At 63.3% G+C, this 16796-nt stretch carries 18 protein-coding genes; 6 read left to right on the top strand and 12 right to left on the bottom strand.

Annotated features, from left to right (window positions below; genetic code table 11):
* The first annotated feature begins 18 nt into the window (after positions 1 to 18).
* Positions 19 to 528, top strand: coding sequence for a GNAT family N-acetyltransferase (locus tag LB533_RS08435; protein WP_140637924.1), 510 nt, complete (start codon positions 19 to 21; stop codon positions 526 to 528).
* Positions 525 to 1553 (top strand): histone deacetylase family protein, encoded by a 1029-nt coding sequence (locus tag LB533_RS08440; RefSeq protein ID WP_224677008.1) that lies wholly within the window; start codon positions 525 to 527, stop codon positions 1551 to 1553. The genes LB533_RS08435 and LB533_RS08440 overlap by 4 nt, the downstream gene beginning before the upstream one ends.
* Before the next feature lie 15 nt (positions 1554 to 1568).
* On the opposite strand, the gene LB533_RS08445 is transcribed toward LB533_RS08440, so the two are convergent.
* From LB533_RS08445 to LB533_RS08455, 3 genes are all read right to left on the bottom strand, one after another.
* Positions 1569 to 2837 carry a cysteine desulfurase-like protein gene (locus LB533_RS08445; protein ID WP_181169279.1) on the bottom strand — a complete coding sequence of 423 codons (1269 nt, stop codon included), beginning with the start codon at positions 2835 to 2837 and terminating at the stop codon, positions 1569 to 1571.
* Positions 2838 to 2884: 47 nt separating this feature from the next.
* Entirely contained in the window at positions 2885 to 3952 is a 1068-nt protein-coding gene (locus LB533_RS08450; RefSeq protein WP_224677009.1) for an aldo/keto reductase, read from the bottom strand.
* A gap of 121 nt (positions 3953 to 4073) precedes the next feature.
* Positions 4074 to 4541 (bottom strand): hypothetical protein, encoded by a 468-nt coding sequence (locus LB533_RS08455; RefSeq protein WP_140494990.1) that lies wholly within the window; start codon positions 4539 to 4541, stop codon positions 4074 to 4076.
* A gap of 281 nt (positions 4542 to 4822) precedes the next feature.
* Between LB533_RS08455 and LB533_RS08460 the strand changes: the two genes are divergently transcribed.
* Positions 4823 to 5095 (top strand): hypothetical protein, encoded by a 273-nt coding sequence (locus LB533_RS08460; RefSeq protein ID WP_181169284.1) that lies wholly within the window; start codon positions 4823 to 4825, stop codon positions 5093 to 5095.
* A 57-nt stretch (positions 5096 to 5152) separates the two neighbouring features.
* Here the strand turns inward: LB533_RS08460 and LB533_RS08465 are convergent, their stop codons facing one another.
* Entirely contained in the window at positions 5153 to 5659 is a 507-nt protein-coding gene (locus tag LB533_RS08465) for a DUF1993 family protein (protein ID WP_140637921.1), read from the bottom strand.
* Positions 5660 to 5801: 142 nt separating this feature from the next.
* Here LB533_RS08465 and LB533_RS08470 point away from each other — a divergent pair, with 142 nt between their 5' ends.
* Entirely contained in the window at positions 5802 to 6839 is a 1038-nt protein-coding gene (locus LB533_RS08470) for a DUF1176 domain-containing protein (protein WP_140637920.1), read from the top strand.
* 44 nt (positions 6840 to 6883) lie between these two features.
* Here the strand turns inward: LB533_RS08470 and LB533_RS08475 are convergent, their stop codons facing one another.
* The 8 genes from LB533_RS08475 to LB533_RS08510 all read right to left on the bottom strand — a co-directional run bounded on the left by LB533_RS08475 (position 6884) and on the right by LB533_RS08510 (position 14523).
* The gene (locus LB533_RS08475; protein ID WP_140637919.1) at positions 6884 to 8056 is read right to left on the bottom strand and encodes an epoxide hydrolase family protein; all 1173 of its coding nucleotides are present in this window, start codon (positions 8054 to 8056) and stop codon (positions 6884 to 6886) included.
* 100 nt (positions 8057 to 8156) lie between these two features.
* Entirely contained in the window at positions 8157 to 9068 is a 912-nt protein-coding gene (locus LB533_RS08480) for an alpha/beta hydrolase family protein (RefSeq protein ID WP_140637918.1), read from the bottom strand.
* Between the two features lie 32 nt (positions 9069 to 9100).
* Positions 9101 to 10711, bottom strand: coding sequence for an NTP transferase domain-containing protein (locus LB533_RS08485; protein ID WP_140637917.1), 1611 nt, complete (start codon positions 10709 to 10711; stop codon positions 9101 to 9103).
* Positions 10708 to 11412: an XdhC family protein gene (locus LB533_RS08490; RefSeq protein WP_140637916.1), complete on the bottom strand. Its 705-nt coding sequence runs from the start codon at positions 11410 to 11412 to the stop codon at positions 10708 to 10710. The genes LB533_RS08485 and LB533_RS08490 overlap by 4 nt, the downstream gene beginning before the upstream one ends.
* Before the next feature lie 6 nt (positions 11413 to 11418).
* A complete protein-coding gene (locus LB533_RS08495) occupies positions 11419 to 11757 on the bottom strand; it encodes an XdhC family protein (RefSeq protein WP_140548880.1) in 339 nt (112 codons plus the stop codon).
* Between the two features lie 57 nt (positions 11758 to 11814).
* Complete coding sequence (locus tag LB533_RS08500; RefSeq protein WP_140638305.1) at positions 11815 to 13059, bottom strand: vWA domain-containing protein; 1245 nt, start codon at positions 13057 to 13059, stop codon at positions 11815 to 11817.
* Between the two features lie 10 nt (positions 13060 to 13069).
* Positions 13070 to 13999, bottom strand: a complete 930-nt coding sequence (locus LB533_RS08505; protein ID WP_140493800.1) for an AAA family ATPase — start codon at positions 13997 to 13999, stop codon at positions 13070 to 13072.
* A complete protein-coding gene (locus tag LB533_RS08510; RefSeq protein WP_140637915.1) occupies positions 13996 to 14523 on the bottom strand; it encodes a flavin reductase in 528 nt (175 codons plus the stop codon). The genes LB533_RS08505 and LB533_RS08510 overlap by 4 nt, the downstream gene beginning before the upstream one ends.
* Positions 14524 to 14703: 180 nt before the next feature.
* On the opposite strand from LB533_RS08510, the gene LB533_RS08515 reads away from it, so the two are divergent.
* Together LB533_RS08515 and LB533_RS08520 are read left to right on the top strand one after the other, a co-directional pair.
* Positions 14704 to 15774, top strand: coding sequence for a branched-chain amino acid ABC transporter substrate-binding protein (locus LB533_RS08515; RefSeq protein WP_140637914.1), 1071 nt, complete (start codon positions 14704 to 14706; stop codon positions 15772 to 15774).
* Positions 15774 to 16793 (top strand): P1 family peptidase, encoded by a 1020-nt coding sequence (locus LB533_RS08520; RefSeq protein WP_140637913.1) that lies wholly within the window; start codon positions 15774 to 15776, stop codon positions 16791 to 16793. Before LB533_RS08515 ends, LB533_RS08520 begins: the two co-directional genes overlap by 1 nt.
* Positions 16794 to 16796: the final 3 nt, after the last annotated feature.

Consider the following 16796-nt stretch of genomic DNA (forward strand, 5'->3'; position numbering starts at 1 on the left):
ATCCGAGATGCGCCTTCAATGACTGTTCCCACGCCCAGGATCGTCTTGCGCCCCGGACGGATCGAAGACGTCGAAACCATCCATGCCGCAATTCTGAAGCTCGGCACCCATATCGGCGCGCCCGAGGAAATCCTCTCAACGCCAGACGATCTCAGGACCTGGGGCTTTGGCGAAAGACCCGCCTTCTCGACCCTGATCGCCGAAGTCGATGGCGAATTCGCCGGACTGTGCCTCTATTTCCCGATCTTCTCGACCTGGATGGGGCGGCCCGGCGTCTATGTGCAGGACCTCTATGTCGAGGACCGGTTTCGCGGCCGCAGGATCGGCGAGCGCCTGCTGCGGCGCGTCGCGGCCGAGTGCCGCAAGCAAGGCGGCGCTTATCTCAGATTGTCCGTCGATACCGACAATGAGAGCGCAAAGGCGTTTTATGAACGGCTGGGCATCGCTTGGTCGAGCTACGAGCAGACGCAGAAGATCATCGGCGACGCTTTCTTCGCCTTTGCCTACGCGCCGGAGGAAAAAGAATGAAAGCCTTCTACGCGCAGGAGCAGAAGCGCCACGACCCCAAGGCTTTCCTTTCCAGCGGCGCCCCGCAGCCCAATCCCGAAAAGCCGGAGCGCGTCGAGAGATTGTTAGCAGGCGCAAAATCGGCCGGCTGCACGATCGAGCGGCCGCGCAATCACGGACTTGGTCCGGTCGCGGCGGTGCACACGCCCGAATATCTCGATTTCCTGGAGCATATCTACACGCGTTGGGAACGCATCGAGGGTGCCTCGGCGGAAGTGATCCCCAACATTCACCCGATCGCGCGCAACGGCTCCTATCCGGCCTCCGCGGTCGGCCAGGCTGGGTACCACATGGCCGACACGGCTTGCCCGATCTCGGGCGAGACCTGGCAAAGCGCGCTGTGGAGCGCGTGGAGCGCGGTCGAGGCGGCGGAAGCGGTGATGGCGGGCGCGCCGGCCACCTATGCGCTTTGCCGCCCGCCCGGTCACCATGCGTTCGCCGACGTCGCCGGCGGCTTCTGCTTCATCAACAATTCGGCCCTCGCAGCACAGGTACTGCGCCGCCAAGCGGCACGGGTTGCGATCCTCGATGTCGATCTGCATCACGGCAACGGCACGCAAGGCATTTTCTATGCGCGGCCGGACGTGCTCACCGTGTCGCTGCATGCCGACCCGGTGCGCTTCTATCCGTTCTTCTGGGGACATGCCGACGAGCGCGGCGAAGGGCTCGGTCTCGGCTACAATTTCAACCTGCCCTTGCCACGCAAATCCGCCGACGCGGCGTTTCTGGAAGCGCTTGAGGTGGCGTTCCAGCGCATCCGCGCCTTCTCGCCCGACGCGCTGGTCGTGGCGCTCGGGCTCGACGTGTTCGAGGGTGATCCGTTCGGCGGACTTTCGGTGACGACGCCAGGTTTCTCGCGCATCGGCGAGGCCATCGCCAAGCTCGGCCTGCCGACGGCAATCGTCCAGGAAGGCGGCTACCTCTCCGACGGACTCGGTGACAACCTCACCGCTTTCCTGACCGGGTTCGGCACCAAGGCACGCTGACCGGTCGATCTCGGGTCAGGGCCGCTGCTGCCTGAGCATGGCGATGATCCGATGCGCGCTCTCCAGCGTCTCGTCGATCTCGTCGGATGTGTTGTAGTGGGCGATGCCGATGCGCACGACGCCTTGTTCGGCCGGAATGCCGAGCTGGTGGACGATCTCCCAGGCGTAGTTGTGGCCGGACCAGAGGAAGATGTTCTCTGCGTTCATCTGCCGGACGATCGTTTCCGGCGCGATCCCGTCGACGGTGAAGGATACCGTCGGCACACGCTCGCCGATCCGGGCAGGATCGGTGATGCCACGGACCGTCAGCCCCTGGATATCCGACAGGCCTTCGATCAGCCTCCGGGTCAGCACATTCTCATATGGGATCGACACTTCGAACGCCTTGGCAATGCTTTGCCGCCGTGAACCGCCCTCGCCCGCCGCGGCACCGAGATCGGCGAAATAGTCGACGGCCGCCGTCAAACCGGCCATCAGTTCGATCTGCGGCGTGCCAAGTTCGAACCGCTCCGGCAGCCTGTCTGACGAGCAGCGGCATTTGTAGGGTTGCAAGTCATCGATGACATCGCGACGGCCCCACAATATGCCCATATGCGGTCCGAAGAATTTGTAGGCCGAGCAGATCAGGAAATCGCAGCCGAGATCCTGCACGTCGATCAGCCCATGCGGCGCGAACTGCACCGCATCGACATAGACCAGGGCACCAGCTTGTTTTGCGAGGCGCGTCAGAGATTTAACCCGGTTGATCGAACCGGTCAGATTCGAAGCGTAGTTCAACGCGACCATTCGTGTCTTCCCGGACAGAAGCCCGGTCAGCGCGGCCTCTTCGATCTGCCAACTCTTTTCATCGAAGGGCAGCCAGCGCACGACGAGACCAAGATCCTCAGCAAGCTGCAGCCACGGCGAAACATTGCCCTCGTGGTCCATGCGCGTGAGGATGATCTCGTCGCCGGGCTTCATCGTGCGGCCGAGCGTACGCGACATGTGGTAGGTCATCGTCGTCATGTTGGCGCCGATGATGATCTCCTCAGGGCCCGCGGCGCCAAGGAAGTCGGCCATTGCGTGATGCGCTTCGTCGACGACAGCTTGAGCCGCGATCGTCGTTTCGAAATAGCCGCCGAGATTGGCGTTGGTGGTCAACAGGCAGCGCGACACTGCGTCTGCCACAGCCTGCGGCACCTGCGTGCCGGCGGGATTGTCGAGATAGATGCGCCGGCGCCCTTTATCGGTCAGAGCGAGCGCGGGGAATTTTCCACGCACTGTTTCAATCGGAAAATCCACCATCATCTGCACCCCACTGTTATTCTTGGTTAATTCCACTCGCGAGCCAATCAAGGACAGGGATTGCCGACCCGCTGGTGAATGGCGTCCACCGCCTTCTGCATCTCTTCGGTCCAGACGACCTCGACTGAAGACAGCGCCATTTCCAGCTGCGAAATGGTCGTCGCGCCAATGATGTTCGACGTGACAAAGGGCCGGCTCGATACATAGGCGTTGGCGAACAGCGCCGGCTCCAGGCCGAAGGAGCGCGCCAGCTCGTTGTATTCAAGCTGCGCCTCGGCGGCATTGGGCGTCTCATAACGCTGGCCGCGGTTGAAGAGCTGCGAGCGCGACCCCTGCGGGCGCGCGCCGTGATCGTATTTGCCCGAGAGGTAACCCTGTGCGAGCGGCGAATAGGCAAGCAGCGAGACCTCTTCGCGATCGCAGACTTCGGCGAGGTTCACCTCGAAGGTCCGGTTGACCAGATTATAGGCGTTCTGGATCGAGGCGACGCGCGGACCAATGGCTTTGTCAGCCTCTGCAATGAAGCGCATGACGCCCCAGGAGCTCTCGTTCGACAGGCCGAAATGACGGATCTTTCCCGCCTTCATCAGTTCATCAAAAACGGCAAGGGTCTCCGCGATCGGCGTTTCCCCGGTCGGCGCCCCGACGGAATCAGTGCGGCGCGCCACGGCGCCGACGCGCGTCGGATTGGCGCCCCAGGGTATATCCCGCTCCGGCCAGTGGATCTGGTAGAGATCGACATAGTCCGTGCCGAGCCTGGCCAGCGACTTGTCCACGGCATCGAAGATATCGGCGCGCACCAGCTGCGACGGCCTGTCGCCGCGAAACCAGCTGTTGGCGGTGCGGCCGACGACCTTGGAGGCGAGTATCATCTTGTCGCGGTTGCCCTTTGCCTTCATCCAGCTGCCGATGATCTTCTCGGTCCGCCCCTGGGTCTCCGCCTTGGGCGGGATCGGGTAGAGCTCGGCAGTGTCGATGAAATTCACCCCGCGCGAAAAGGCCAGGTCCATCTGGGCGTGGCCGTCGGCTTCGGTGTTCTGCTGGCCCCAGGTCATCGAACCGAGGCATATCTGGGTGACAAGAAGATCGGTCCGACCGAGACGGCGTTTGTGCATGGAAGTGTGCTCCGGCGGGAAAAGCTTGCGCGGCTGCGCGGGGAAGGAAGTTTCATCCTACAAGAAAGCAGAGGCGCTCTCCAAGCCTCGGCAAACCGACTTTTGCGTGAACCAGGCTGCGCTAGCGGCGAGCCCCTGCCAGGGCGCGCCGCTTGGCCTCGTCGATCAGCATGTTGGCCACCTGCATGCGGATCATGGCGCGCTGGCGCAGGTGCGGCGCGACGCGATCGGGATGGTTCGAAAAGGCGAAGCTGCGGCGCATGCGGCCAAAATCGGCGACAGCCTTAGGCGTGTCCAATCCCAATTCCACGGCAATTGATTCGGGATCGATCGGTGGCAGTTTTTCTTCGGGCCTTGTCTCTTCGCCCGCAAGTGCCAGCTTCGCATGATCGAGCAGGGCCGCGAATTCTGCGGCGAGATCCGCGCCTGCCTCGCGATACTCGGTGGCAAATCCGCTGCCAGAAACCTTGATACGGCCGGAATGGAGCTCGTCGGCGACGGAAAGATAGTCAAATGGAATCGACGGGCGAGTGGCGGCCTCTTCGCCTCCCCCGTCCTTGTCGGAGGCGACGAAGAGATCATCGAGCAACGAAGCGAAATCCCGCTTGGCGCTGGTAACGATGTCTGCCTCCCCAGTCTCACGGTGTGTTCGAGACATCCACCTTAGGGTCGGCTCGTTAAAAATGCATGCCGCCGATTTTAACAATTGAAAGCGTTGGCGAGACTGGACCGCAGCCCCGTCACTCACAAAAGCCAAGCCGCACTTTCAGCAGTCCGCAATTCGCCAGAAGCGGCGAGGAAAAACCGGCCATGTGCCCAGCAAGAGGGATACGATTCGCGATCTGCGAAAGTTTCAGGCGATGCAGGATCATGGCAGAAAAATTTTGCAGAGCATGGCAGGCATGCAAATGCTGCACTGCACAATTGTCACGAATCCCCTATATTCCGACGCTGGGAGGTCCAACAGGGGCCTGGATTATGGGGTTCTTCACTGAAATGTTCGCGCGGCCACGGCCGCAGGAACATCTGCGTTATCGTGCCGCGCTCGCGCTGCTGCATTCCATGAGCAATGCGGACCGCGCCGACATCGGCGTCAAGCCCGCCGATTTCCCGCGCATCGCCCGCGAAATGTCCGTTCGCTAGTTCGCCCAGCCAGGATATTTCCGCTCCTGATGCGCAACGCCTTGACGGCGTGATCCGTCAACGCGAGCCCAGGAACGTTGCCTTGCCCAACGGCACACCATTGTGGCGAAGAATGTCGTAAGCGGTGGTGAGGTGGAAATAGAAATTGGGCATGGCCAGATGCAAGAGATACTGCAGACCGGCCATCGAGACCTCGCGCCCGCCGAGCCTGACCTCGACAATCCGCTCGTCCGAACCTTCGAGATCGGCCGCAGAGAACGTCGCCAGATGGTCAAGCGTCTTGGCGATGCGTGCCTGCAATTCGGCAAAGCTCGCCTCATTGTCCTCGTATTTGGGAATCTCCCGGCCGGCGAGCCGCGATGGGGCTCCCTTGGCATGGTCGGTGGCGATCTGCACCTGCCTGGTCAACGCGAACATGTCGGGCGCCAGCCGCGCCGTCAGAAACACCTGCGGGTCGATCTTGCGCTCGCCGGCGTTCTGTTCGGCCGTGGATAGCACGCTGGACAGCGCTTTCAACCGGGCCGAAAACACGGCTACCGATACTTCATACATGGATAGGGTCACGCAATTATCTCCCGGGGCAGTTGAGGCGCCGCGAGCGCGAACTAGCGCCTTCCCGGGCGATTCTTCAAGCGATACCCGCAAGGCGTCACCACGTCGCCGCAATCACCGTGGTAGAATTTCCGTTACCGCGTGGAGATTCCCGATGAGACACGCTTTTCTCGCAGCGACTGCCTTGTTCTCCCTTGCCTCGATCGCCCAGTCGGCACCTGCCGACGAGGCGCCCTACGTCGATGACAGGTCGAGCGCCGAGGCGGTTGTCCGCTCGCTCTACAGTGCCATCAACCGGCATGAATTCGCACGTGCCTGGGGTTACTATGGAGATACCAAGCCGGCCAAGGACTTCGACAGCTTCGTCAAGGGCTATGACGGTACCGACAGGGTGGATGTCAGGACCGGCGCCGTATCCAACGAGGGCGCGGCAGGCAGCATCTACTACAGCGTGCCGGTCGCCATCCAGGCAACCGACAAGAAAGGCGAGGCGAAGGTCTTTGCCGGCTGCTACACGCTGCGCCAGGTCAATGCCCAGATTCAGGCGCCGCCATTCCAGCCGATCTTCATCGACAGCGGAGCGCTGAAGCCGTCGAGCGCGGATTTCGAGGAGGCTGTGCCGGCTAGCTGTGGCGACGGCCCGCCGCCGCCGAAGAAGGATGCAGCCCTGGAGCAGGCCAGGAAGGCTTTCCTGGCCAGCTATAGCGATCAATGCGACAGGGATCTCGCGGCCAAGGAGCCGGAGATTTTTTCCATCAAATACAGGGACAAGGATGCGGCGGCCGGCGATCCAGACAAGGAAACGCGCCTGTTCCATTTTTCCTGCTCGGCGGCCGCATACAATGAAAGCTCGATCTACTACATGACCGACGAGGCGAACGGCGTCAGGCAATTGCAGTTCACCGAACCGGAGATGGACATCCGCTACGTGAACAACGACAGCGAAGGCAAGGTCGAATCCATGCACATCGTCGGCTTTCAGACCACCGGCTGGGCGATCAATTCCAGCTACGACCAGGACGCCCACACAATCACCACCTTCAACAAATGGCGCGGCGCCGGCGATGCCTCGTCAGCAGGCACCTATCTGTTCCGCAACGGCGATTTTTCGCTCGTCCAGTACGACGTCGACGCCTCCTATGACGGCGAGGAAAACCCGCAGACGGTTGTCGACTACAACACCGCTCCGTAGGGAAGACTCAATCAAGGACGCCGCGTTCGACCCGTCCTTCGCATTCACCTTCTCGATTCACGCCGCGAACGCATCGGCCGAAAGAAGGCGCGAATGTCCTGGACCAGAAGATTGGGTTCCTCCAGCGCAGCGAAATGGCCGCCCCGCGGCATCGGTGTCCATCGCTGCACGTCGAAGACCCTCGCCACCCAGGAGCGCGGCGGCATTGGCAGTTCGCGGGGGAAAAGCGCTACCCCAAGTGGCGGCGAAACGCGTTCCTGCGCCTTGAACGCAAGAGGGGACAGCCGATTCTCCTTGTAGAGCCGCAAGGACGAGGTGAGCGCATTGGTGAACCAGTAGAGAGAAACGTCCGTAAGGAGCGCGTCCATGCCAAAGGCGCGTTCCACGTCACCGTCGCAATCGCTCCAGGAACGGAACTTCTCGATCATCCAGGCTGCGAGACCGATCGGCGAGTCTGTCAGCGCATAAGCAAGCGTCTGAGGCTTCGTGCCCTGCAGATGGGCATAGGCACCCTCCGTTGCCGTCCAGGCCGCAGCCTTGTCCAGAAATGCCTGTTCCTCAACAGTGACAGGTGGCTCAGTTGCACCCAAGGGTGGCCGATAGCTCCCGGGAATGTAATTGACATGGACGCCAAGCACGTTTTCAGGAAGGAGCCGTGCCATCCAGGCGGAGACGCCCGCGCCGATGTCGCCGCCCTGGCAAGCGAAGCGGTCATAGCCGAGCCCGCACATCAACTGCACCCACAGCTCCGCGATGCGGCCGGAGTGGAAGCCTGGTTCCGTCGGCGCCTGCGAGAAGCCATATCCGGGCAACGAGGGAACCACGACGTGGAAAGCGTCGGCTGGGTCACCACCATGGGCAGATGGATCCGTCAGCAATGGAATGATGTGTTCCATTTCGATGAAGGAACCGGGCCAGCCATGCGTGATGATCAGCGGCAGCGGCGCCGGTCCGGTGCCTGGCTGGTGAACAAAATGGACGTCCAGGTTGTTCACCCTGGCCAGATATTGCGGAAGCCGGTTCAGCCGCGCCTCCTGCGCTCTCCAGTCGAAGCGATCTCGCCAGTAATCCGCAAGGCGCTCCATGAACGGCAGGTCGGCCCCATCGTTCCAGCCTGTTTCGATTGGCGGAACTGGCCATCGCGTTGCGTGAAGACGGCCCTGGAGATCCTCAAGTTGTCCGTTCGGAATCTGGATATTGAAGGGGCGAGCGTCCATCGCCGTGCTTCCGAGCCGTTGGATCATATCAGCCTACACCTGCAAGAGGATATCGGCCGAACGATGATAGCCAAACCCAACACACTTTGGCCGATATGCATCAAGGCGCCTTCGACAGCATCCAGTTGAGCGTGCCGCGCCAGTCGGTCATGCGGATCGGCGTACCATGGGTGCCGGTCTCGAAACGGACAAACCGCGTCGGATAGGGATAGGCTTTCGATCTCGCGATGATGGAGCGGAAGAACGCTTCCTGCTTTTCCACGGGGAAGACCACGTCATGGCTGCCCTGGCCGAAGAAGACCGGGACATGGCGCCTGAAGGCCGGGCTTGCGAGGAAACTCTCGTCCCATAGCGAGCCGAGCAGCAGCAGCCCGTTGATGCGCCGGCCGGTATCGTTGCGGGCGGCTAGTTTCCAGCACAGGGCGCCGCCCATCGAGCCACAGGCGACGAAGATTTTCGCGGCTGGCGATTGTTCGGCATAGTGATTGATCAGGGCCGCGACCTGCGCCGCGCCGGTGTCGCCGAAATCGGAAAAGTCCGGGCTGAGATAGAGGCCGCCATTGCCGGCCATCAGGTTTTTCAGTCGGTTGAAATTACCGCCGAAGGTGAAGTCGTCGACGCCCTGCTTGCGGCTGCCCCCCTGCCCGTGCAGGTAAAGCACGATGATGCCGGCGCCTTGCGTCTTGCCAACGGCAATGTGCCTGACATCACCGGCATCGGTCTTCAACAGCAGATCCTGCTGCACCTTGCGTACGCCGGTGTCGGTATACTGGGCGTGCACCCTTCGCTCCGGCACCTGGTCACGCTGGTTGATGTCACGCATCTCGCGGTAGTCGATGACCGTATAAGTGCCATTGGTGTCGGACGACAGCGTGGCCGGATAGGCGAAGAGGTCGTCTTTGAAGGGTTTTAGTTCCAGAGCGGCAGCGTGGGCGGCGACGCAAAAAACAAATGTCGCTGCCAGAAAGTGGAGTAAGGGCGCAAACGCGGAGGGAAGGAACCGAATAGCCATGCCCAAGGCATGCGTAATTCGGCTCGGGTTTGTCAATCCTGCAGCACGCCGCCGGCGCCTTCCAGCGCCTCGCGGGTGTCGACATCGACGGATGCACCCTCGCCGATCTCCACATCGATGACGTCGAGCCCCTCGGCCTCCACCAGATGACGTGCGCCGGTATCGCCTTCGAGATGGGCGATCGCCGGGAACAGCGCGCGCGGCAGAAGTACCGGGTTGCCGCGCTTGCCAAGGTGCGAGGCGCGGACCACCGAATTGCCTCCTGCCCCGCGAAACGCATCGATCAGCCGGTCGAGATCGGCGGACGAGACACCCGGCATGTCTCCGAGAACAATCATCGCACCGGCGGCATCTCCCGGCAGATAGGCCATACCGGCTTTCAGGGAGGTGGAGAGCCCATCGGCAAAATCGGGATTGTCGGCGAAGGTCACGTCCAGGCCCGACAACGCGCCGCGCACCCGCTCACGCTGGTGGCCGGTAACGACGATCATGCCCGAAGCTTTCGAGGCGAGCGCACGCTCGGCGGTGCGGCGCACCAACGGTTGGCCGTCGAACAGCGCCAGGAGCTTGTTCGGCCCGCCCATGCGACTCGAACGACCTGCTGCCAAAAGCACGATCCCAACCTTGAGCCGGCTTACGGCCGGCAGCGGTTCGCGCGGCTGCGGGCGTGTCGGGATTTCCATCAGCAGGCCGCCGACGCCCATGCCGGCGATGTCGGCCGCCGTTACGTCGAGGCCGGCGATCAGCCGGTCGAGCACCCAGTCGAAGCCATTCTCCTTGGGGCTGCGGGCGCAGCCCGGCGCGCCGATGATCTGCTTGCCGGCGAGTCTGCCGAGCACCAGCAGATTGCCGGGGTCGACCGGCATGCCGGCGCGGATGACACTACCGCCCGCTTCCTCGATCGCGGCCGGAACGACGTCGGCGAAATCGCTCATGGCCGAAGCGCCGAAGATCACCACCATGTCGTTATCGCGCGCCAGCGAGGCGGCCGCCTCGGCAACCGGCGCAACCTCGTGCGGCGTGCGGCGCTCGGCCGTCAGCCGCCCGCCCGAACGCGCCAACCGTGCCTCGGTGACGCGCAACGTCTTGTCGAGCACGCTCGGCTTGACGCCTGGCAAGACGGTCTGGATGACACCGACACGAATGGGCCGATAGGCATTGACGGCAAAGATCTCGCCGCCGGCGCAGATCTTCATGACCGCATCGACCAGCGCCGACCCGACGGCGAAGGGAATGATCTTCACTGTCGCTACCATCTGGCCCTTTTCAACCGGCGCATGCTGGCCAAGCGTGGCAATGGTGATGGTTGGATCGACGGCATTGATGGCGTCGATCATCGCGCTGTTGACGGTGAAGACGCCAGCGGCTTGGGCATGGAGGTTGACCCGCCCGGTCGCGGCAGGCTTGGCCGCGACATTGCGGTGGCGCATACCGGTCGCGATCCGTTCAGCGGCGGCGTCTTCGCCCAGATCGCCGGGAGAAAGCACGGCCGCAACGACTTCGCCGATGCCCGCCGCTTTCAGCAAGCCGACATCCTCTGCACTCAGCCGATGCGCTTTGCGGAAACGTCGCTCGCCGACCGTCGTCGCGTGCGCAAGCACGGCGCCCTCAGCCTGTTCGATAGGAACCGGGCCGAATTTCACGCTGCGGCGTCCCTGGCTTCAAGGCCGCGCAAGCGAAATGCGTGAATAACCTGCGCCAGCACGGCGACGGCGATCTCGGCCGGGCTGGCCGCACCGATGTCGAGACCGATCGGCGCATGGATGCGACCGATCTGCTCGGAACTGGCGCCCAGCGCCAACAGGCGCTCGACCCGCTTGGCGTGAGTTTTCCTGCTGCCGAGTGCCCCGACATAGAAGCACCTGGCGTCGAGCGCCGCTTTCAACGCGAAATCGTCGATCTTGGGATCGTGGGTGACGGCAGCGACCGCCGTGTAGCTGTCGAGTGGCTGTCGTTGCAGGACCTCCGCAGGCCATTCGGCGTGCAACGCGACGTCGGGGAAGCGGTCCGACGTGGCAAAAGCGGTGCGCGGATCGATGATCTCGACTGGATAGCCGGCGATCCTGGCCATCGGCGCCAGCGCCTGGCTGATATGCACGGCGCCTATCACCACCAGGCGCGGATGCGGCAGATGCGCGTTGAGAAAGAAGGTCCGCCCTTCCGCTTCGACCGAGCCGGAATTCCCGGTGCGGAACGCCTTGCTGATCGCGGCACCGAGATCGCCGGCGACCGCATCGCCTTCGCGCACGACACGGTCGCGGCCATCACCAAGATCGGTGACCAGGATCGCGGCGCGGCGGGCACGGCGCTCGGCGTTGAGTGTTTTCAGCGCATAAGGATCCATCGAAGATCAGCCTAGCCTTTCCACATAAACTTTGATGCGGCCGCCGCAGGAAAGGCCCACCTGCCAGGCGGTCTCGTCGGCGACGCCGAATTCCAGCATTCTGGGCTTGCCGGTGCCGATGACGTCCATGGCCTCCGTGACCACGGCGCCTTCGACACAGCCGCCCGAAACCGAGCCGTGGAAATTGCCGTCGGCGTCGATGACCAGATGGCTGCCGGCCGGGCGTGGCGCGGAACCCCAGGTCTCGACGACGGTCGCGATGGCGACATCCTTGCCGTCCTTCATCCAGCCTTCCGCGATGATCAGCGGGTCGCGGGCCTCGTCGAGATAAATGCTGTCGCTCATCGTTGCTTCTCTCAGGGTCTGTTTTTCCCGGAAATATGTGTCTTCAGCAGCATATGGCTACGCGGCGCGCCTCGCGCCACTCTCCATCCATCGCCGCGGATCGACGGCATATCCAGGCTTCCGGTCCAGCGAAGCGCAGAGATCGGCGAGCGCGTCGAGATTGTGCACGGCACGGAATTCATCGACATGCGGCAGCATCGCCCTGACGCCGCGGGCGCGCGCCTGGAAACCGTCGAAGCGCAGCAAGGGGTTCAGCCAGATCAGCCGCCGGCAGGATTTGTGCAGACGCTCCATTTCCTCCGACAGGCCGTCGACCTCGTCTCGCTCCAGCCCGTCGGTGATCAAAAGCACCACCGCGCCCTGTCCCAGCACGCGACGCGACCACATCAGGTTGAACTCGGCCAGTGTGTCGCCGATGCGCGTGCCGCCCGACCAGTCCTTGACCGCCGCGGAACAGTCGGCCAGGGCGGCGTCGGGATCGCGATGGCGCATCTGTCGGCTCAGATTGGTGAGCCTGGTGCCGAAAACGAAAGTGTGCACCCGCCGGCGCTTTTCCGTCAGAGCATGCAGGAAATGCAGGAAGATGCGCGTGTACTGGCTCATCGAACCGGAAATGTCGGCAAGCACGACCAGCGGCGGATACACTTCGCGGGGCGAGCGGAATTTCGGCAGGATCAGTTCGCCGCCGGTACGTGCGGCCGAGCGCATCATGGCACGCGGATCGATGCGGCGACCGTGCGCATCCGCCTTGAAACGGCGCGTCCGCACCATGTCGAAGGGCAACCGCAGTTCGGCGATCGCTTTCCTGGCGTCGGCCATCTCGGCGGCATTCATCTGAGCGAAATCCTTGGCCCTCAGCACCTCGTTGCCGGAGAAAGTAAAGCGCGCGTCGACCTCGATCTCGGGGATTTCCTGCGCCGGCTGGTTCCTGCTGTGGCCTTCGAACATGGCCTGGCTGACACGGCTTTCGGCCGCGCGTGGCTTCTGCTTCTCCCTGGTATCGGGCGCCACCGGCGAAAGCATCGCCAGCATCTTTTCGATCAGTTCACGCGACTTCCAGAATAGCCGGAAGGCTTCGTCAAAGATGGCATGGTCCTCATGCCGCGACACCAGCACGGCATGCAGCGTCCAGTAGAAATCGTCGCGCAAGCCTATGCCGGCGGCAAGTACCGCCTCGATGGCATCCTTGACCGAGGCCGGCCCGACGCGCATTCCTGATTTGCGCAAGACACGGGCGAAATAGACGATGTTGTCGGCGATGTGGCCGTCGACAGCCACCTCCTTGGGTTCCGCGCGAGGCATGACCATGACCCTACTCCGCCGCCGAAAGCTCGGCCTTCACCTCGTCGAGGATACGCCGGCCTTCACCCTCGCCGATGCGGGCAATGTCGTCCTGGTATTTCAGCAGCACGCCGATCGTGTCGGAGACGGTTTCCGGGTCGAGCGCGACCTTGTCGAGTTCGGTCAGCGCGCCGGCCCAGTCGATGGTCTCGGCAACGCCCGGCATCTTGAACAATTCGATCTGGCGCAGCTTCTGGATGAAGGAGACCACCTCGGCCGAAAGCCGGCTGTTCGCCTGCGGCACCTTGCGGCGCACGATCTCCAACTCCCGCTCGGCGCTGGGATAATCGACCCAGTGATAGAGGCAGCGCCGCTTCAGCGCGTCATGGATTTCGCGGGTGCGGTTGGTGGTGATGATGACGATCGGCGGCTCCTCCGCCCTGATCGTGCCGAGTTCGGGCACCGTCACCTGGAAATCAGAAAGGATCTCGAGCAGGAACGCCTCGAACGCCTCGTCGGTACGGTCGAGCTCGTCAATCAGGAAAACCGGGGCGGCGCCGGCCTTGCCGGTCAGCGCATCGAGCACCGGACGGCGTATCAGGTATTTTTCCGAGAAAACATTGCGCTCCATGTCGGACCGGTCAACTTTGCCGGCTGCCTCCTCCATGCGGATCTCGATCATCTGCGCGGCATAATTCCACTCATAGACGGCAGACGAGACGTCGAGACCCTCATAGCATTGCAGACGGATCAGCCGGCGGCCGAGCGCCTCGGCAAGCACCTTGGCGATCTCGGTTTTGCCCACGCCGGCCTCGCCCTCGAGGAACAGCGGCCGCTTCATGCGCAGCGACAGAAAAAGCACGGTGGCCAACGACCGGTCCGCCACATAGTCCGCGCCGGTCAGAAGATCGAGCGTCTCGTCGATCGTCCGCGGCACGGGGCGCGGTTTTAGCTCGGTCATTCCTTCTCCGTGGACGCCTCTGCCCCGCTTTCCAGAATGTGGTAGCCGCGGGCGTGATAGATCAGCGGCCGCAAATTATCGCCCATGCGCAGGCCTGTCACCTTGCCAAAAAGCACACGATGGGTGGCCAGGTCCTTGGTGTCGATCAGTTCGCAGTCGAACACCGCCAGCGCGCCCTTCAACGTCGGCGCGCCGGTGGAGATCACATCCCACTCGCCGAGCGCGAAACGTTCCTCGACCGGCAGGCCGGTCATGCCGGAAAAGCCTACCGACAGCGGCTCCTGGTGCGAGGCAAGCGTGTTCAAGGCAAACCTGCCGTTTTTCACGAACGGCTCGTTCTTGGGATTTTCACGGTTCAGGCAGACCAAAATGGTCGGCGGCGTATCGGAAACCGAACAGGCGGCGATGACCGTCGCGCCACGCTTGCCGGCCGGCCCGTCGGTAGTCACCAGATGGACGTGACCGGCAAAATGGCTCATCGCGTCGCGATAGGCCTGCGGTCCTATGTCGTTCTTCTTCAACACCGGAGATTTTCCATAGCCTGAACCCTACCGCTATATATGGCTAGATATGACATGCCACAAGCGAAGTGCTTGGCCCATATCCCGAAATTCGCGTGTTGCGCCAAGACCGGGCAGCCTTTAGGTCTTGGCGGGAGTGGCGCCGGGACCATCCGGGCTCGCTTGGAGGAAGTCTTCGACAGGATGCGACCCGGGGGAACGATATCTGCCGCGCTGGCCTGGCTGCTGCTGACCGGCGCCGCCAGCGCCCAGACGCTGCTTGTCGGCGTTGCCGCGCCGCTCTCCGGATCCTCGGCGATCCTCGGCAGGCAGATCGAGGCGGGCGCCGAGATGGCCCAGGTGAACGGCATCGAGCTCAAGACCATCGACGATGCCTGCACGGCCGAGGGGGGTGCCGCGGCAGCCCGGGAATTCGCGGCCGCGAAGGTCAATGTGGTGGTTGGATTTCTCTGTACGGAAGCGATCGAGGCGGCGATGCCGATCCTGAAGGACGCAGGCATCCCTGTCATCACTGTTGGCGTGCGAACCGAAAGCCTGACGGACCGCCGTCCCAAGACCGGCTGGCCGGTCTACCGGCTCGGACCGAGGGGCGACGACGAGCGCAACGCCGTCGCCGCCACCCTCACACGGCTTTGGCAGAATGAACTGTTCGCCGTCATCGATGACGGCACTATCTATGGCCGTGAGATCGCCGAGACGTTGCGGGCGGCGGCCGAACAGGCGGCGCTGAAACCGGTGTTCGTCGATACGTTCCGGCCGCAGCTCGACAACCAGATCGGTCTGGTTGGCCGGCTGAAGAAGGCGGGCGCGACCCATGTCTTTGCCGGTGGCGACGGCGACGACATCGCCATCATGGGTCGCGACGCCGCGCAACTCAACGCCGGCATCGTATTCGCCGGCGGTGAGAACCTGCGCACGCCGCCCGGCGCAGTGCCCTATGCCACGGGAACGCTGATGATCGCTCCCCCCGAATGGGCCGATGTCGCCGATCCCAAGGTGCTCGAGGCGTTTGCCGCGCAAAACATCGTGCCGGACGGCTACACGCTGCCGGCCTATGCGGCGGTAGAAACCGCCAAGGCGGCCATGGCGGAAGCGGCAAGCTCCGGCAGGCCGCTTGCCGAGGCCCTCATCCAACATGATTTCACCACGGCGATTGGGCCGGTGCGCTTTGATGCCAAGGGCGACCTCAGCCGGACTCCGTACCGCGTCTTCCGTTTCGATGGCGCCCGCTTCGTACCGCTGGAAAGCAACTGATGTTTCGCACCGGCCCGCGCAACCTGATCACAGACGTCGCCGGTCTCAGCGTCGGCAATGCCTCCGATGCCAGGCTGAAATCCGGCGTGACGACGATTCTTTGCGACGAACCGGCGGTGGCCGGCGTGCAGATCCTGGGCGGCGCGCCGGGGACCCGCGAGACCGACCTGCTGGAGCCGCACAATTTGGTCGAGGTGGTCCATGCCCTGGTGCTTTCAGGCGGTTCGGCCTTCGGTCTCGACGCCGCATCCGGCGTGCAGGCGGCACTGCGCGAGCGCGGCATCGGCGTTGAGGTGGGAGGCTTTCGCGTGCCGATCGTTCCGGCGGCGATCCTGTTCGACCTGCGCAATGGGGGCGACAAGGACTGGGGCCGTTATCCGCCCTACCGCGACCTCGGCTACGAGGCAGCGCAAAATGCCGCCGCCGATTTCCAGATCGGAACGGCGGGCGCCGGTACCGGCGCCCTGATTTCGGGCCTCAAGGGCGGCCTCGGCTCGGCTTCGACGCTGCTTGACAATGGCATCACCATCGGCGCGCTGGCGGCGGTCAATCCGACCGGCTCGGTGACCATTAGCCGAAGCCGCCATTTCTGGGCGGCTCCGTTCGAGATCGGCGACGAGTTTGGCGGGCTTGGCTATCCCTCGCCGATGCCGGACGACGCCAAAAGAATTCTTTTGAAGTTTCGCGACAAGGCCTTCACGGGCAAGGCGGATGCCGGCGGCAACACCACCATCGCCGTCATCGCCACCGACGCCGTTCTCACCAAGTCCGCCGCAAAGCGCCTGGCCATGTCGGCGCATGACGGTTTCGTGCGGGCCATATGGCCGACGCACACGCCGGCCGATGGCGATCTGGTCTTCGCGCTGGCGACCGGCAGGAGCGGTATCCGGCTCGAAGCCGACGCGGCAATCGACCTTTATGCCGCGGCAGGCGCCACGATGGCGCGCGCCATCACTCGCGGCGTTTTCGCCGCCACGCCCGCCGAGGGCGATCTGTTTCCGGTCTGGTCGTCGCGCTGACTT

Origin of the sequence: Mesorhizobium sp. BR1-1-13 (assembly GCF_020165515.1) — a bacterium.
Classification (GTDB): domain Bacteria; phylum Pseudomonadota; class Alphaproteobacteria; order Rhizobiales; family Rhizobiaceae; genus Mesorhizobium.

Bases quoted from the DNA above. Each gene is read 5' to 3' on its own strand.
- LB533_RS08435 (WP_140637924.1), top strand. From the start codon at position 19: ATGACTGTTCCCACGCCCAGGATCGTCTTGCGCCCCGGACGGATCGAA.
- LB533_RS08440 (WP_224677008.1), top strand. From the start codon at position 525: ATGAAAGCCTTCTACGCGCAGGAGCAGAAGCGCCACGACCCCAAGGCT.
- LB533_RS08445 (WP_181169279.1), bottom strand. From the start codon at position 2,837: ATGGTGGATTTTCCGATTGAAACAGTGCGTGGAAAATTCCCCGCGCTC.
- LB533_RS08450 (WP_224677009.1), bottom strand. From the start codon at position 3,952: ATGCACAAACGCCGTCTCGGTCGGACCGATCTTCTTGTCACCCAGATA.
- LB533_RS08460 (WP_181169284.1), top strand. From the start codon at position 4,823: ATGGCAGAAAAATTTTGCAGAGCATGGCAGGCATGCAAATGCTGCACT.
- LB533_RS08470 (WP_140637920.1), top strand. From the start codon at position 5,802: ATGAGACACGCTTTTCTCGCAGCGACTGCCTTGTTCTCCCTTGCCTCG.
- LB533_RS08475 (WP_140637919.1), bottom strand. From the start codon at position 8,056: ATGGACGCTCGCCCCTTCAATATCCAGATTCCGAACGGACAACTTGAG.
- LB533_RS08480 (WP_140637918.1), bottom strand. From the start codon at position 9,068: ATGGCTATTCGGTTCCTTCCCTCCGCGTTTGCGCCCTTACTCCACTTT.
- LB533_RS08490 (WP_140637916.1), bottom strand. From the start codon at position 11,412: ATGGATCCTTATGCGCTGAAAACACTCAACGCCGAGCGCCGTGCCCGC.
- LB533_RS08495 (WP_140548880.1), bottom strand. From the start codon at position 11,757: ATGAGCGACAGCATTTATCTCGACGAGGCCCGCGACCCGCTGATCATC.
- LB533_RS08500 (WP_140638305.1), bottom strand. From the start codon at position 13,059: ATGCCTCGCGCGGAACCCAAGGAGGTGGCTGTCGACGGCCACATCGCC.
- LB533_RS08505 (WP_140493800.1), bottom strand. From the start codon at position 13,999: ATGACCGAGCTAAAACCGCGCCCCGTGCCGCGGACGATCGACGAGACG.
- LB533_RS08515 (WP_140637914.1), top strand. From the start codon at position 14,704: ATGCGACCCGGGGGAACGATATCTGCCGCGCTGGCCTGGCTGCTGCTG.
- LB533_RS08520 (WP_140637913.1), top strand. From the start codon at position 15,774: ATGTTTCGCACCGGCCCGCGCAACCTGATCACAGACGTCGCCGGTCTC.